15 protein-coding genes are annotated in these 14,440 nt (G+C 63.7%); 7 read left to right on the top strand and 8 right to left on the bottom strand.

The window, feature by feature from the left end; genetic code table 11:
* Positions 1–27 precede the first annotated feature (27 nt).
* Positions 28–675, bottom strand: a complete 648-nt coding sequence (locus tag ABWI03_RS07395; protein ID WP_166813211.1) for a TetR/AcrR family transcriptional regulator — start codon at positions 673–675, stop codon at positions 28–30.
* Between the two features lie 78 nt (positions 676–753).
* Here ABWI03_RS07395 and ABWI03_RS07390 point away from each other — a divergent pair, with 78 nt between their 5' ends.
* Positions 754–2,067 carry a D-arabinono-1,4-lactone oxidase gene (locus ABWI03_RS07390; RefSeq protein WP_019749315.1) on the top strand — a complete coding sequence of 438 codons (1,314 nt, stop codon included), beginning with the start codon at positions 754–756 and terminating at the stop codon, positions 2,065–2,067.
* Positions 2,068–2,070: 3 nt separating this feature from the next.
* Here the strand turns inward: ABWI03_RS07390 and ABWI03_RS07385 are convergent, their stop codons facing one another.
* The 4 genes from ABWI03_RS07385 to ABWI03_RS07370 all read right to left on the bottom strand — a co-directional run bounded on the left by ABWI03_RS07385 (position 2,071) and on the right by ABWI03_RS07370 (position 5,928).
* Positions 2,071–3,036: an adenosine deaminase gene (locus ABWI03_RS07385; protein ID WP_019749316.1), complete on the bottom strand. Its 966-nt coding sequence runs from the start codon at positions 3,034–3,036 to the stop codon at positions 2,071–2,073.
* A 6-nt stretch (positions 3,037–3,042) separates the two neighbouring features.
* On the bottom strand, positions 3,043–3,804 hold the full coding sequence (locus ABWI03_RS07380; RefSeq protein ID WP_003945127.1) for a crotonase/enoyl-CoA hydratase family protein: 762 nt from the start codon (positions 3,802–3,804) through the stop codon (positions 3,043–3,045).
* A 35-nt stretch (positions 3,805–3,839) separates the two neighbouring features.
* Entirely contained in the window at positions 3,840–5,033 is a 1,194-nt protein-coding gene (locus ABWI03_RS07375) for a class I adenylate-forming enzyme family protein (protein ID WP_095972917.1), read from the bottom strand.
* 94 nt (positions 5,034–5,127) lie between these two features.
* A complete protein-coding gene (locus ABWI03_RS07370) occupies positions 5,128–5,928 on the bottom strand; it encodes an enoyl-CoA hydratase/isomerase family protein (RefSeq protein ID WP_124569899.1) in 801 nt (266 codons plus the stop codon).
* Here ABWI03_RS07370 and ABWI03_RS07365 point away from each other — a divergent pair.
* Entirely contained in the window at positions 5,927–7,327 is a 1,401-nt protein-coding gene (locus tag ABWI03_RS07365; RefSeq protein WP_298775314.1) for an FAD-binding oxidoreductase, read from the top strand. The two genes, ABWI03_RS07370 and ABWI03_RS07365, sit on opposite strands and share 2 nt — an antisense overlap.
* Here the strand turns inward: ABWI03_RS07365 and ABWI03_RS07360 are convergent.
* Both ABWI03_RS07360 and ABWI03_RS07355 read right to left on the bottom strand, forming a co-directional pair.
* Positions 7,287–8,771, bottom strand: a complete 1,485-nt coding sequence (locus tag ABWI03_RS07360) for a DHA2 family efflux MFS transporter permease subunit (RefSeq protein ID WP_019749321.1) — start codon at positions 8,769–8,771, stop codon at positions 7,287–7,289. The genes ABWI03_RS07365 and ABWI03_RS07360 overlap by 41 nt on opposite strands.
* Before the next feature lie 2 nt (positions 8,772–8,773).
* A complete protein-coding gene (locus ABWI03_RS07355; protein ID WP_095972878.1) occupies positions 8,774–9,397 on the bottom strand; it encodes a PadR family transcriptional regulator in 624 nt (207 codons plus the stop codon).
* Between the two features lie 126 nt (positions 9,398–9,523).
* Here ABWI03_RS07355 and ABWI03_RS07350 point away from each other — a divergent pair, with 126 nt between their 5' ends.
* The gene (locus ABWI03_RS07350; protein WP_298775310.1) at positions 9,524–10,213 is read left to right on the top strand and encodes a GNAT family N-acetyltransferase; all 690 of its coding nucleotides are present in this window, start codon (positions 9,524–9,526) and stop codon (positions 10,211–10,213) included.
* Between the two features lie 23 nt (positions 10,214–10,236).
* Positions 10,237–11,271 carry a glutathione S-transferase family protein gene (locus ABWI03_RS07345; protein WP_200314875.1) on the top strand — a complete coding sequence of 345 codons (1,035 nt, stop codon included), beginning with the start codon at positions 10,237–10,239 and terminating at the stop codon, positions 11,269–11,271.
* A 13-nt stretch (positions 11,272–11,284) separates the two neighbouring features.
* Here ABWI03_RS07345 and ABWI03_RS07340 read toward each other — a convergent pair whose 3' ends face one another.
* Positions 11,285–11,695 (bottom strand): VOC family protein, encoded by a 411-nt coding sequence (locus ABWI03_RS07340; protein ID WP_003945129.1) that lies wholly within the window; start codon positions 11,693–11,695, stop codon positions 11,285–11,287.
* A 154-nt stretch (positions 11,696–11,849) separates the two neighbouring features.
* Here ABWI03_RS07340 and ABWI03_RS07335 point away from each other — a divergent pair, with 154 nt between their 5' ends.
* The 3 genes from ABWI03_RS07335 (at position 11,850) to ABWI03_RS07325 (ending at position 14,439) form a co-directional block, all read left to right on the top strand.
* Positions 11,850–12,599, top strand: coding sequence for a hypothetical protein (locus ABWI03_RS07335; RefSeq protein WP_095972918.1), 750 nt, complete (start codon positions 11,850–11,852; stop codon positions 12,597–12,599).
* Between the two features lie 68 nt (positions 12,600–12,667).
* Positions 12,668–13,669 carry an ABC transporter ATP-binding protein gene (locus ABWI03_RS07330; protein WP_298775392.1) on the top strand — a complete coding sequence of 334 codons (1,002 nt, stop codon included), beginning with the start codon at positions 12,668–12,670 and terminating at the stop codon, positions 13,667–13,669.
* Positions 13,666–14,439: an ABC transporter permease gene (locus ABWI03_RS07325; protein ID WP_298775302.1), complete on the top strand. Its 774-nt coding sequence runs from the start codon at positions 13,666–13,668 to the stop codon at positions 14,437–14,439. The genes ABWI03_RS07330 and ABWI03_RS07325 overlap by 4 nt, the downstream gene beginning before the upstream one ends.
* The last annotated feature ends 1 nt before the right edge of the window (position 14,440 follow it).

Here is a 14,440-nt window from a genome sequence, read left to right as displayed (position 1 = left end):
CCTGGACGTATGTCCAGGATGGCGGTTCTACTGAGGCGCGACCACTGCTTTGTTGGCGATTACCTGAACCATTTCTCCGAACTCCGCAATTGTCGCGTCGGAGTCGCGATCGACCAGCCATCGCAGGACGAGCCCGTCGATGAGCGCAAGACTCAGTCGCGCAATCGAACTCAACGGCTCGGTCCACACGGTGCCGGAAATCTTCGCGCATTCTTCGAGGAACGACACCGCGAGCTCGTCCATGATTCGGTACTGGTCGTGTGCGACGGCCCCGGCACGTTCAGCTCCGAGATTGCGACTACGGAGGGCCTGCGCGGTGATTTCGTAGGTCAACAACTGCCGGTCCGGCGTTGCTTCGATCGTGGGCCACATTCCCGTCAACCCGATATGCAGCAATTCCTTGAGCCCCTGCACACCACTGAGATCCGGAGCGTGTCGCACCTGCGCGAATGCGTACTGCATCGACGCACTGAGCTGCAGGATGAGCGTTTCACCCATCGCCGCGATCAGCGCTTCCTTGCTCTCGAAGCAGTAATGAACGACGCCGAGTGATACTCCGGCCTCTTCTGCCACCGCCCTCACCGTCACAGAACTGACACCGCGTTGTTCCGCAATAGACAACGCGGACTCGACCAATTGTGTGCGGCGTTCGTCCGCCGGGAGCCTGTTCAGCATCCAATGATCGTAGAACGCAAATGACAAAATCTTCGCGCAATACTTGCCTGGACGACCGTCCAAGTACATTATTGCGTAATGGCTTCGGACACTTGGCAGAACTGGGCGGGCACTCAAAGCGCCGCGCCGCGTCGCTTTGCGACGCCGACAAATACCCGTGAACTTTCGTCTTTGGTCGCCGAGGCCGCGGCGCGTGGCCAACGCGTGAAAGCGGTCGGCGCCGGCCATTCGTTCACCGGTGTCGCGGTCACCGACGGTGTCCTCGTCAGCCTGGACAATCTGAGCGGAATCGATTCGATCACGCCAACCGACGACGGCGCGCTGGTGACAGTTTTTGCAGGCACTCGCCTTCACGCCCTCAACGACGCCCTGTGGCAGCGCGGATATGCCATGGCCAATCTCGGTGACATCGACGTCCAGTCACTGGCCGGCGCGACGTCCACCGGCACACACGGAACCGGCGCCCGCTTCGGCGGTATCGCCACGCAGATCCGCGGAATCGAGATCGTTCTCGCCGACGGATCCGTCGTTACCGCAAGCGCCGACGAAAACGTCGAATTGTTCGAAGCGGGCCGCCTCGGATTGGGCGCAATCGGCATCATTTCGAAGATCACTCTCGCCTGCGTTCCGCGATTCACACTCCGTGCAATCGAGGAACCCGACACGCTGTCTCACATATTGGACACCCTGGAGAGCGACCGCCTGGGCCTGGATCACTTCGAGTTCTACTGGTTTCCGCACACCGACCGTGTCCTCACCAAGAGCAACACGCGACTGCCCGGAGACACCGAACCCGATCCTGTCGGCAAAGTCCGCGCATTCGTCGACGACGAACTTCTCTCCAACACACTCTTCGAAGGTGTCAATCGCGTCGCCACCCTGGCGCCGGCCGCGATCCCGAGAATCAACAACGTCTCATCTCGATTGCTCGGTGCCCGAGAGTTCACCGATCGCAGCTATCGAGTATTCGCGTCTTCGCGCCGGGTGAAGTTCAAGGAAATGGAATACGCGATTCCCCGCGAACACGTCACCGAGACACTCCACGAAATCGATCGCTGGATGAAGAAGTCCGGAACCAACGTCGCGTTCCCCGTCGAGGTACGTTTTGCCGCTGCCGACGACCTCTGGCTCTCGACCGCGCACGGACGCGATACCGCTTACATCGCGGTTCATCAGTACCACCGCCGACCCGAAACCGAATACTTCGCCGCGGTGGAAGCCATCGCGCGCGCCGTCGACGGCCGGCCGCACTGGGGAAAAATGCACAACCGGACCGTCGACGACCTGCGTCCCACGTACGACCGACTCGACGATTTTGTCGCCGTTCGAGACAAGTACGACGCGAATCGTGTCTTCGACAACGAGTACTTGCGTCAGGTACTGGGCGACTGACGGTCAGCGCCGCAGCAGTTCCGCTTTTCGCGCGTCGCTCGCAAACGAGGCTTTGATCGAATTCCGGGCGAGGGTGTCTCGCTCGGCCTCGGTCAGCCCCAGGGCTCGGCCGAGTTCGGTGAAATTGTCGTCGACGTATCCCCCGAAGTAGGCCGGGTCGTCGGAGTTGACCGTGACGATCAACCCCATCTCGAGCATCGATCGAAGCGGATGATCCGACAGCGAATCGAACACGCGCAGACGAACGTTCGACAGTGGGCAGACCGTCAGTGGAATCTCCTCGTCGACCAGACGCTCGATCAGGGCAGGATCCTCGAGTGCCCGGACGCCGTGGTCGATCCGCTCGGCGCCGAGGATGTCGAGTGCTTGCCAAATGTATTCGGGCGGTCCCTCCTCGCCGGCGTGAGCAACGACGTGCAAGCCCTCGGCGCGCGCACGTGCGAACACGTCCTCGAACAGTGAAGGCGGGTTGCCGACCTCGGCGGAGTCGAGTCCGAGCCCGACGATCGGCGCCTGCAAGCGAATGATTTCGGAGAAGATCTCTTCGGCGTCCTTGACGGGCTGATCACGGAGGATGGCGGCGATTGCCGCACTGCTGAGCCCGAACTCGCGCTCACTCGATGCCACCGCGTCCATGATCCCGTCCAGGACCTCGGTCAGCGGAACACCCCGGACCACGTGAGCCTGCGGATTGAAGAAGAACTCGGCATGCGCGACTCCGGCCGCTGCGGCCCGACGGAAATACGCCCGCGTCAGGTCGGCAAAATCCTCCGCGGTGCGCAGGACGGCCATGTTGGCGAAGTAGAGATCGAGGAACGATTGCAGGTCGGTGAACTCGTACCTCGACTTCAGATCGTCGATGTCCTTGTACGGCAAATCCATTCGATTGCGCTCGGCAAGCCGGTAGATCTGTTCGGGCTCGAGCGAACCCTCGATGTGCATGTGCAGTTCTGCGACGGGTGTGGCCATCTCGGTTTACCGCCCCTTCCAGACCGGGGCGCGCTTCTCGGCGAACGCCGTTGCGCCCTCGCGTGCGTCTTCGGATGCGAACACCGGCGCCATCACCTGCAACTGCTTCGCGAAAGCTTCGTCGTCGGACCAACCGCCGGCTTTGACGATGATCTCCTTGGTGACCGCAACCGCGAGCGGTCCGTTGCGCGTGATTCGATCAGCCAGCTCGAGTGCGCCCTCGAGCGCCTTGCCCGGTTCGGTCAACGTGTTCACGAACCCGTACCGGTAGGCCTCCTCGGCGGTGAAGCTGTCACCGGTGAGGGCCAGTTCCAACGCCTTCTGGTACGGAATCCGCTTGGGCAGGCGCAACAATCCGCCGCCGCCTGCAACCAGTCCTCGCTTGACCTCCGGGATACCGAACTTCGCTTCGGACGACGCCACCACCAGGTCGGTGGCAAGCACCAGTTCGGTTCCTCCGGCCAACGCGAAGCCCTCGACCGCCGAGATGATCGGCTTACGCGGCGGCCCCTCCGTGAATCCGAGACCGCGTCCCGGAACGAGTACGTTCTCGCCGGCCACGAATGCCTTCAGATCCATACCCGCACAGAAGTTTCCGCCCGCACCGGTGAGCACCGCCAAGGACAGATCGTCGTCCGCATCCAGCTCTTCGACCGCAGCGGCCAACGCGTGACTGACCGCCGAGTTGATGGCGTTGCGCGCCTCGGGTCGGTTGATGGTGATGATCAGTGTCCGCCCGCGCCGCTCGGTGAGAACCTCGTCCGCCATGATGTCCCTCTCGTTTGTCGACCACGCCCGCGTGACTACGCGACGTTGCGCTCGACAATACGGACGAAGCCATCGGGGTCGATCTGCGCGGTGTCGTGAGTGCAGAACCACCCCTGGGTGAACCTCGTCGAGGTCGCTTCCGGCGAGTTCCAATACCGGCGCGTGACACTCGGTCCGCGGCACAGCAACTCACCGAAACCACCTGGAGCATCCGGGCCGTACAACGCCACTTCCATTCCGCCGAAAGCGATTCCGACGCTTCCGAGGTGAGTCGGTGCCGACTCGCTCGGCAGAATGAGACCGGCCCCACAAGTTTCGGTTTTGCCCCAGCCGATCACATGCCGAGCGGCCGGGAACAACGTCAGCAGCTTGGATTCCTGTTCCGCGGTGATCGGCGATCCGCTGCAGTCGATCCACTGCACCGACCTCGAACCGGCACGCGCCGCCGGCCCGAGCGTGAGCAACCGCGGTTCGAGCAAGTCCTCGGGCCGCCCGGTCACGATGTCGACGGTATGCACACTCTCGCGCCAGAAGTCGCCGGCGAGGACCACCGTTCCACCGACCACCAGCGTCGCAAGCACATGCACGAACTGACGCACGGACTTGAAATCGTTGTCCACCAGAAGATTCCGAACACCTTCGACGCCGTAGTCGCGCGAGTGCAGGATACCGACGATGGCCGAGAGCACGTTCTCGTTGCTCAACTCGACGCCCAGCATCTCGCCCGAAGAATCGGCGGTGTACGCGAGGATCGCCATCTCGTCAGGAGCCGCACCGTCGTCGATGAACGGAACACCGTGTGGGAGTTCCCCGTCGAGCACCAACACCGAGCCGCTGTCCGCGATGACGAAGTCCGCCGCGTCGTCACTCAGATGAACACCCACGGAGACCGGAACACCTCCGGCGAGGATGACTCCGAGGCACGCCTCCATCCACCGCACCCCCGCGGCCACACGAATTGCCACGCGGTCGCCGATCTCGACACCGCGTGACTTCAGCCCGCCTGCGACCCTCGACGCCTCGGCCCACAGTTCCGCGAAGGTGACCTGCTCGCCGTCGACCTCCTCGACCGCAATGCGGGAGGAAAATCGATGAACGGCGATATCGAGGAGTTCGGACAGCGAAGGGTCGAGTTGGCTGTACCGAAGCACCCCGTCACCCGCACGGGTGACGCGGGCGTCGGCGAGGAGCTGAGTCGAACACGGGTATTCCACGAGCGTCGACCGCATCGATACCTCCACGTCACTGACAAACCCACCGGCCCTTCGACTATATGACGCGGATCACAGTTCGTGGAGGTCTCTGGCGATAAAGGTCGCAAACTCACTTTCCCGAGTAGACGGCTTTACCTGGTCCCACCTCGAGGAAACTACGGACAGCGCCGCGCAGGTCGTCGGTGTCGAACAGCGCGCCGGACACCCCGGGAGTCACCGAATCCGCGTGGGCGATGCCGCCGGAACGCCACGCTGCCACGATCTGCTTGGTGGCGTCGTGGGCTCGCGTCGGTCCGTCTGCCAATCTGGTTGCGAGGGCCCGCGCCGCATTGTCGACATCCTCGTGAACTGCATTGACCACGCCCCAGGAGTGGAGGGTAGCGGCGTCGTACAGATCGCCGGTCATGACCAACTCGCGGGCCCGTCCGGAACCGGCGCGCTCGGCCAGGCGTTGCGGTCCACCCATGGACGGCGTCAGACCGACCACTGTCTCGACCAGCCCGAACTTTGCCTTGGGCGCCGCGAGGATGATGTCGCAGGCCAAGGAGATCTCGAAGGCAGCAGTCAGCGTCAGCCCGTGCGCCGCGTAGATGACCGGGCACGGCAAGGCCTCGAGCGGATGGCAGATCTGGGCGAACAATTCTCGCCACAATTCCGCGCCCTGCTCCGGGTTCAGCCCGTCGAATACGTGGACGTCGACGCCGGCCGAGTTGACCTTGCCCTCGGCGCGCAGAAGCACTGCGCGCGGCGGGTTCTCGGTCAGCGCTGCAACATCGGCGATGACCGCGTCGAACATGGCCTGATCGAACAGATTGAGTGGTCCGTGCGCGAACGTCAGGACAGCCACCTCGGCACCACGATCGGTGGTGAAGCGCTCGAGACGGGTGGGGTGCGATTCGGGAGCAGTCATGCCGCCACACTGCCACATCGAACCGGCCTACGATCGTCGGGTGGACGGTCTGAGAAATGTGCTCGCGGACGTGGTGGGACACCGGTTCGTCGTCGACGACGCCGACGTGTTGGCGACCCGTTCCACCGACCAGACGGGGCGCTACCGCGGGCGTGCCGGCGCTCTGGTCCGACCGGGAAATACCGCCGAAGTCGCGGCGGTGCTGAACGCGTGCCGCTCTCGCGGAGTTCCGGTCACCGTCCAGGGCGGACGAACCGGCCTGGTCGCGGGTACGGTGCCCGAGCACGACGACGTCCTGCTCTCCACCGAACGCCTCACCACGATCGGCGACGTCGACGCGGCCACCGGGCTGATCACCGTCGGCGCGGGAGTGACACTCGCTCAGGTACATTCCGCGGCGGCCGCCGCCGGTCTGAAGTTCGGTGTCGACATAGCGTCGCGGGACACCGCGACGATCGGCGGCATGGTCTCCACCAATGCCGGTGGCCTGCACACGGTTCGATACGGGAACATGGCCGAACAGGTCCTCGGCCTCGAGGTGGTACTCCCCGACGGGACAACGGTGCGCCGGTCACCGAAAGTGTTGTCCGACAACTCCGGATACAACCTGCCCGCACTGTGGGTGGGCAGCGAAGGAACTCTCGGCGTGGTCACAGCAGTCGACCTGAAACTACGCCGGGTACCGGCTCATCGGGTCACGACGCTGACCGGTTTCGACAGACTGGAGGACGTCGTCGACGCGGGACGGATGTTGCGCACCCTCGACGGCGTCGACGCCCTGGAGTTGTTGGACGGCCGCGGACTCGAACTGGCCGCTCGACGGTTGAACGCGGCAGTGCCGACCGGGCGCGCGTGGTATCTCCTCGCCGAGGTATCCGCGGCTCACGATCCGATGGAAAGCCTGGCCGAAGCACTCGCACGCATCGACCCGCCGGAAACTCCGTCGGTGGGAGTCGACGGCCCGAGTTCGACGCGCTTGTGGGCGGCGAGGGAATGCTTCGCCGAAGTGGTCGGACTCTTCGGTCCCCCACTGAAATTCGATGCGGCACTGCCCCTGGACTCGCTCGCCGCCTTTGCCGAGGACGCCGCCGCGGTGATCGCGAGCCGAGCACCGGAGGCGATCCCCGTTCTCTTCGGACACATCGCCGAGGGAAACATCCACCTCAATGTCCTGAACTGCCCGAACGCCGACACCGTCTACCGCAGCGTCCTCGAACTGGTTCGCGATCACGGTGGAAACGTCAGCTCCGAGCACGGGGTGGGCTCGCTCAAACGCAACTATCTGGACCTGGCCCTCTCGGCGGAGGACATAGCCACGATGTGGGCGATCAAGCGAGCCCTGGACCCGAGCGACTATCTCAATCGCGCAGTGATGTTTCCCGACGCGCTTCGGCACTGACGGCCATCGCGTCGTCGTGGGCGTCGCCGCGTAGAGGCCGAGCGAAGCACACGGAGGCGACGAAACCGATGAGCAGCACACCTGCGGGCAGCCAGATCGACTCCGACATCGCCGTGCTGAACGGTTCACGGACGAACTCGGGGAGGTGACCCACCCCGGCTTCGGAGCTACCGCCGGTCAGACCCTGGGCAGCCAGTCGCGCGGTGATCAGAGCGCCGATCGCAGCGCTGCCGAGAACCGCACCCACCTGCCTGGTGGTGTTGTAGACGCCGGCGCCCGCGCCCGCCTGCATCGGAGGCAGGTTGTGTGTGGCGGTGGCCGCGAGCGGAGACCAGATGCATGCATTGGCGAAGCCGATCAGACCGATCGGCAGAAGCAGTTCCCAGATCGCGACGTCGGGAGACATCACCAGTGCCAGCCAGCCCAAGGCGACCGCGAACAGCAGAAAGCCGGTGCCGGCGATGTAGCGCGGATGCGTCTTGTCGACGAGTTTGCCGATGATCGGGGCGAAAATACCGGTCAGCACTGCCATCGGAACGAGCAGCAACGCCGACTGCGTCGGGGAGAGTCCGCGAACTGCCTGTGTGTAGAACATCAGCGGAAGGACCATCGACGTGATCGCAAAGCCCATAGCGGTGATGGCGACGTTGGCGAGTGAGAAGTTGCGATCCTTGAAGAGTTCCAAGGGAAGCAAGGGTTCGTTCTTGTTGCGCGACTGGTAGAACACGAACACCGCGAGCAACACCACACCGGCGCCGATCAGGCTCCAGACGAATCCGTTCCAGTCGTACGAGCTGCCTTCCTGGATTCCGAACACCAGCAGGAACATGCCTGCGGCGCTGAGAATCACGCCGGGAATGTCGAACTTGTGCTCGCTGGTCGGCAACGACGGAACGAGCTTCCACGCGAGGAGGAAGGCGATGACACCAACCGGGACGTTGACGATGAAGATCCATTCCCAGCCGAGATTGTCCACCAGGACGCCACCGGCGAGCGGACCGACCAGGGTGGCGACACCGGCGACGGCGCCCCACAGGCCCATTGCCGCGCCACGCTTGTTCGGCGCGAACGTGCGAGTGATGACGGCCATCGTCTGAGGCGTCATCATGGCAGCACCCAGGCCCTGGAAAGCCCTTGCCACGATGAGCATCTCGACGCTGCCGGACAGACCGCACCACAGTGATGCGCCGGTGAACAGTACGAGGCCGATCATGTACAGGTTCTTCGGACCGAACCTGTCACCGAGTCGACCGGTGACGAGCAGCGGCACCGCGTACGCCAGCAGGTACGCGCTGGTGACCCAGACGACCTTGTTGATGTCGGTGCCGAGGTCCTCCATGATCGCGGGGTTGGCGACAGCGACGATGGTGCTGTCCACCAGAATCATGAAGAACCCGATACACAGCGCCCACAGCGCGTGCCAGGGATTGACCTGCTTTTCCATCTTCAGTCCTTAGGTAGTGCGGACGAGCCTGCGGAGCCGGCCAGCCGGTCGAGAAGTTCTTGTGAGAGCCAGGGCATTTCGCCGCTCTCGATGTCTGTCACCAACGCGCCGATCCACTCTCTTTCGGCGATCGTGAGTGCGTGGGCGTAGTCCGCGCCCACCGTGAAGATTCGTGGTTTTTCCGCTGCCTTCACCGCTTCGTAGTCGGCCTCGAATTTCGCAATCGTCTTGTCGAGGTGCGCGAGACGGATCCGAAGCATCTGACACGCGGTGGATGCGGAGAGGTTGTGCATTTCGGCGAGCGCGAGCGGCAACCGCGGATACTCCCGCACCGGAACCGCCAACATCTCACGTAGTTGATGCTCGAGCGCCTCACGGCCTCGGGCGGTGATCTCGTACGTCGTCCGCTCGGGCCGATTGCCCTCACGATCGGTCCCGATCGAAGCCAGAAGTTCCTGCTTCTCCAACCGGGAAACCGTGTGATAGAGCGATCCCGGCTTGATCTTCACCAACTGATCGCCCCGACGAACCGAGGCAAGTTGATACATCTCGTACGGATGCATCGAACGCTCGGACAGCAGGCCCAGAACGGTGATTCCCAGAGGCGTCAGTGACACGTCACCCATGAATCCCCCTCCCTGACAAGCCGCTATTGACTATTTCTTGACTATTCCACCTGAAATAGTCCACATGGAATATACGACCTTCGGCCGTCTCGATCAACCCGTTCGAATCGGACTAGCCTGTAGCGAGTGGACGATCATCACCTCGACATCATCCGACTTGCCTGGGCACGTGAGCTGGGCCTCGGCGACTCGGCATTGCGCCCGGCACACACGGCCCGAGTCGTCGGCGACGACATCCACGTTCTCGAACTTGCAGGCGCCGGTGCGATCGTCGGGCCACAGTGGTTCATCGAGCGCACGGCGGACATCTCCGTCGACGCACTTCTGCAACCGGCGCGCCTCCTCGAGATCGCGGGCGATCACGGCGGCCGAATCACCGGTCCCGTCGATCTCGCCTTCCTCGGCGACTACACCGACACGCCGCCCGACGAGCAACTGCTGATTTCCCACGAGATCGACGACGCCCTCGCCGTCGCTTCCCTGTGTCCACCCGACGACAGCACCACAGCCGACCTCGAGCGCCGAACGCGGTGGTTCACCGCCCTCACCGATTCCGACGAGGTGCTCGGATGCGCGGCGTACTCCGAATTCCAGGGATTCGTGGCAGATCTCACGACCCTGACGGCTCCAGCGCACCGCCGTCGCGGAATCGGCTGCGCAGTAGCGCTTCTCGCTGCCGAGGACGCTCTGGATTCGGGTTTGATCCCGCAACTACGCACGAGTCGCGGCAGCGCTGTCGGCGCGACGCTTCCACGTAAAGCCAAATTCGACGTACTGGGGGCATACGCTCGAGTACACGTGCACCTGCCCAGTTGACACTCGAACGAGAGGGACCGCAGATGAGTACGAAAGACGACGCGAGCGAACCGACATTCGTCGAAGAGGGTCGCGAATTCACACGCGACACCAACTACATCCCGACCCGCATCACCGAGGACGGTCGCGACGGTTACCCGGTCGAACCAGGGCGATACCGGTTGATCGTCGCGCGCGCCTGCCCGTGGGCAAACCGCGCCATCATCGTCCGCCGACTGCTCGGCCTCGAAGACGTACTCTCGATGGGCATCTGCGGGCCGGTTCACGACAAGCGAAGCTGGACTTTCGATCTCGACCCCGGCGGCGTCGATCCCGTGCTGAAGATCCCGCGACTACAGGATGCGTACTTCGCCCGAGATCCCGACTACCCCAGAGGAATCACGGTGCCCGCCATGGTGGAAATCGCCACGGGCAAGGTGGTCACGAACGACTACCCTCAAATCACCCTCGACTTCTCGACGCAATGGAAGAAGTACCACCGCGAAGGCGCACCGGACCTGTACCCGGAGCCACTGCGTGACGAAATCGACGAAGTTTCCGAGTACGTGTTCCGCGACGTGAACAACGGCGTCTACCGCTGCGGGTTCGCCGGATCACAGCAGGCATACGACGAGGCATACGACACGCTGTTCGCCCGCCTCGACTGGCTCACCGAACGTCTTGCCCGGCAACGCTTCCTGGTAGGAGACACCATCACCGAAGCCGATGTGCGCCTGTTCACCACGCTGGCGCGATTCGATCCCGTCTATCACGGCCACTTCAAGTGCAACAGAAGCAAACTCAGCGAAATGCCGGTGCTGTGGGACTACGCGCGCGATCTTTTCCAAACTCCCGGATTCGGTGACACCATCGACTTCACACAGATCAAAGCTCATTACTACATCGTGCATTCGGAGATCAATCCCTCCGGAATCGTGCCCAAGGGACCGGAATTGACACACTGGCTCGAACCGCACGGCCGCGAACAATTGGGTGGCCGACCGTTCGGGGACGGGACACCTCCTCATCCGCCCATCCCGTCGGAAGTGGTTCCAGCAGAGCACTGGGCCACCCGATAGGTCGCAGCGAGGCTTACTCCCCTGCGTACGTGCCGAAACTCCAGTACACACCTTCCGGGTCACGGCAGGTGAACCCCCGCGAACCGTAGTCCTCGTCGCGCAATCCTTGCGTGATCGTGGCGCCCGCCGCGACAGCGCGTTCGTGGAGTGCATCCGCGGCGTCGGCGTCGTCGACGACGATGTACACCGAACCGATTCCCGGCGGCAGGCCGGCGATCGCCGAATCGGTGCGCGGCGAGCCCAGCATGATGCCGCCACCGCCCGGCCAGTCGAGTTGGGCGTGGTCTACCACGTCTCCCTCTCCGTAGACGGCCTTCTCCACGAACCCGAAGGTGCTCACCAGAAAGTGGATTGCCGCGCGGGCGTCGAGGTAGCGCAGTGTCGGCCAGATGGTCGTCGAACGAGATTCCGAAGTGGCGGTCATAACACTCGAACTCCTGCCTGGGAAAACTCACGGAGAAAATCAAGTCTCGTACGAGCCTATGGCCCCTGTGATCACCGCCGCTACCGAAAACTTCACCTATTCTCGAGATACGGTCCACCTCGCTTCAGAGGAGGACAACTGTGGAGGGGCAGCAATGAGCAAGTCGACGAACAACGACAGCGGGCGTATCGAGAAGGTCCTCGTTTCCGTTCTCGACAACGGAAGCCGCCTGCAAGCGCCCGCAGTGGCCAAGTACGTCAACCATGTCCGCAAGGCGCACCCCGACGAGTCACCCGCTCAGATCGTCGAGCGGATGGAGAAGATGTTCATTCTCGCCGTCACCGGAAGCGGCAGTGCCGTCGGCGCCACGGCCGCGGTACCGGGAGTCGGAACGGTGGCGTCCATCGCTGCCGTCGGCGCGGAATCGGCCTTCTTCCTCGAGGCGTCGGCGCTGCTGACACTGGCAATCGCGTCGGTGCACGGCATCTCCGTGCAGGATCACCAGCAACGACGCGCCCTGGTCCTGGCAGTCGCCCTCGGCGAATCCGGCATGGAGATCGTCCAGAAGGCCACCGGTATCACGGCCAAGAACTGGGGAACCGCGATCACGAGCAAGATTCCCGGACCCACGATGAAGGGAATGAACAGCACCCTCGTGCGGAAATTCGTGACCAAGTACGCCGCGAAGCGCAGCGCACTGATCCTCGGCAAGCTCGTTCCCGCCGGAATCGGTGCGGTCATCGGCGGTGCGGGTAACCGAGCCATCGGCAAGGGCGTCGTCAAGAATGCGCGCGAAGCCTTCGGACCGGCACCGGCCAGGTGGACCGATCACCTGATCGTGATGCCTGCCGACGAGCCCGCTCTGGCGCCCGCTTCCGAGACACGCCGGGCCATCCGCAGATAGTTGTCCGGGCCGTAGGCTCGCATCACGTATTCGCCGCCGACCCGGGAGCAGCATTGACGAACACCGCAATGGGATCCTTCTCTGCGCCCATCGAGATTCGCGGGTTGACGAAGACGTTCAAGGCGGCGCACGCGGTCAATGACCTGAGCTTCGACGTCCAGGCAGGTTCGATCACCGGTTTTCTCGGCCCCAACGGTTCAGGCAAGACGACCACGTTGCGGATGCTCCTCGGGCTGGTGTCGCCGACTTCGGGATCGGCCACGATCAACGGCGCGCCCATGCGTTCGCTGCCCAACCCGGCGCGAACCGTCGGTGCCGTCCTCGACGTGGGCAGTCTCCATCCCAAGCGGACAGCGCTGGCGCACCTCGAGATCTACGCAGCCGCCATCGGTATGCCCACTCAACGGGCCGCGCAGGTGTTGGGAATGGTCGGTCTGAGTTCGGTCGGAGCCCACAAGACCGGCACCTTCTCGCTCGGGATGCGCCAACGCCTGATCCTTGCCACCGCGATGCTCGGTGATCCCGAGATCCTCGTGCTCGACGAACCCGCGAACGGGCTCGACCCCGAGGGCATGGCGTGGCTTCGTCAGTTCCTTCAGACGTTTGCCGGTTCCGGCCGAACGGTTCTGATCTCCAGCCACGCGCTCCGCGAGGTGGAAGCAACCGTCGACAGCGTGGTCATCGTCAGTGCCGGCTCACTCGTCTACCAAGGGACCATGGACGAACTTCGCCGCTCCCAGCGCAGTCGACTGCTCGTCTCGTGTTCCAACCCCGCGCTCCTCGCCACGGCATTGGCCGCTCGCGGAATCATCGACGCTCAGATCACCCAGGACGGACGGCTCGCCGTGGGCGGCACCGATACGTCGGTGCTCCCGCCGGTGGCATCCGCCGCCGGAGTCACGATCTTCGGTGTCGCAACCGAAGGCGCAGATCTCGAGCAACTGTTCCTCACGATGACAACACCGCAGTACGCGGTCCCCCAGGTCGGATACCACCGGCCTCCCGGCCCGGGTTCGGGACCGGGCTATTACGGCCCTGCCGCATACGGACCTTCCGGAGGACACCGATGACCACGCTCGTGCGCGCGGAGACACTCAAAGTTCTCACCCTGCGCTACTGGTGGGCACTGGCCATCGCACCGGTGGTCGTGGCCGTGCTGATTGCTGCCTCGACTCGGACGTTCGTCGAAGTTGTGGCCGATTCGGCAGACACCACATTCGACGTCGATGTCGTGTCCACCGGCGTCAGCCTCGGTGTCTCCAACACGCTTGTCCTGGTGTTCGCGGCCGTCTTCGGAGCACTCACCGCCGGATCCGAATTCGGCTACAAGACTCTCACCACAACGTTCCTCACAGCCCGCGGCCGCGACGGAGTTCTCGGCGCAAAACTTGCCGTCGTCGCTGTATTCGCCGTCGGCTACGCACTGGCGGTCGAAGTAGTCAGCATCGGCGCGATGTTGCTCTTCGGTCGGGACTTCAGCTTCACCACCGATCTCTTCGCCATCTGCGCCGCAGGCATTCTGGCGTGTGCGCTGTGGGCACTACTGGGCGCCGGGGTGGCCCTGCTCACCGGTTCGTCGATGGCCGGGGCACTCTCGGTCATCCTGTGGTTCGTCTTCGGTGAATGGATCGTCCGCGCAGTGCTGCTCGCGATGGATCTCGGAGGGATCGGGGCCGCGCTTCCGGTATCGGCCACGATCGGCACGATCGTCAATGCGGCACCGTCGATAAACGTCGACGCTTTTGCGTCCTGGCCGAGCGGCCCGATGATGCTGGCGGCTTGGGTGGTCCTGTTCTGCGGGCTCGGTTGGCTGCGAACCCGGACCCGCGACATCACCTGAA

The sequence above is a fragment of the Rhodococcus baikonurensis genome (assembly GCF_040489275.1).
GTDB classification, from domain to species: Bacteria; Actinomycetota; Actinomycetes; order Mycobacteriales; family Mycobacteriaceae; genus Rhodococcus_F; species Rhodococcus_F baikonurensis.
The sequence above is the reverse complement of the archived record's forward strand: the minus strand, read 5'-3'. Positions and strand labels throughout refer to the sequence as shown.